Below are 967 nucleotides of genomic sequence, written 5' to 3' on the forward strand. Positions count from 1 at the left end.
CGCGTGTTGTTGGTTCGAGTATTAATAAATGTCATTTCGAATGCAGTTAAATATGCCCAGCCTCATACTCAGGTAATCACTAATATCTCAGCAAAGCACAATACGCTATCTATTAGTATTGTGAATCATGGCGAAGTGCTGCCAGATAGCGAAGAAATTTTTACACGTTTTTGGCGAGGAGATAATTCACGAACTTCTGAAGGTAGCGGGTTAGGGCTATCAATTGTTAAAGCGATTATTGAGTTGCATGGTGGTTGCGTCGCTTTTAGGCATCAGGCAGGGCAAAGTACGCTCATTTTGAATTTTCCTTATGATAATGATTAAGATGACAAATTTGTCATCTTAATGTCAGTGTTTTCTCTTTTTCTTCAGGTATAACAGGCATGATATAGAAAGAACATTTTTTCTTTTTAAACCACGGCCCATGTTTTTGAGTAATGGAGAGCACCATGAAAAAACGAGATAAAATTTCTTCGTCACAAATTACCCCTGAATCTGTATTTTTTATGAAACGTAGAAAACTACTTAAATTGTTAGGGGTTGGAGTGTCGGGAATTGCATTATCATCCGCAGTTAAAGCGGATTTATTTTCATGGTTTAGTGATGATAAATCTACGGTTCCGCAGGTAGATAGAAAGGTCTTAACATTTATTCAACCTGAAGAATATCAATCATCCTTGATATTGACACCAGAAGATAAAGTGACTGGTTATAATAATTTCTATGAGTTTGGATTGAATAAATCAGATCCTGCTGAATATGCACATACGATGAAAACAGATGAATGGACGGTGACTGTTGAAGGAGAAGTGAACCGACCAATGACGTTAAATCTAGATGATATTCAAAATAAATTCACTTTAGAAGAACGTATTTACCGTATGCGTTGTGTTGAGGCTTGGTCGATGGTGATCCCTTGGGTTGGTTTTCCATTAGCGAAGTTATTAGCACTTGCTGAGCCAACAAG

At 37.2% G+C, this 967-nt stretch carries 2 protein-coding genes; both read left to right on the forward strand.

What is annotated here, in order from left to right; all coding sequences use genetic code 11:
- Window positions 1-324, forward strand: a 324-nt coding sequence (locus tag ABN217_RS18995) for a sensor histidine kinase (RefSeq protein ID WP_349459817.1), incomplete at its 5' end; no start/stop codon positions are given.
- Window positions 325-449: 125 nt separating this feature from the next.
- A partial coding sequence (locus ABN217_RS19000; RefSeq protein WP_349459818.1) for a molybdopterin-dependent oxidoreductase occupies window positions 450-967 on the forward strand: 518 nt, incomplete at its 3' end.

The organism is Proteus sp. fly-1067, assembly GCF_040139345.1.
Taxonomy (GTDB): Bacteria; Pseudomonadota; Gammaproteobacteria; order Enterobacterales; family Enterobacteriaceae; genus Proteus; species Proteus vulgaris_B.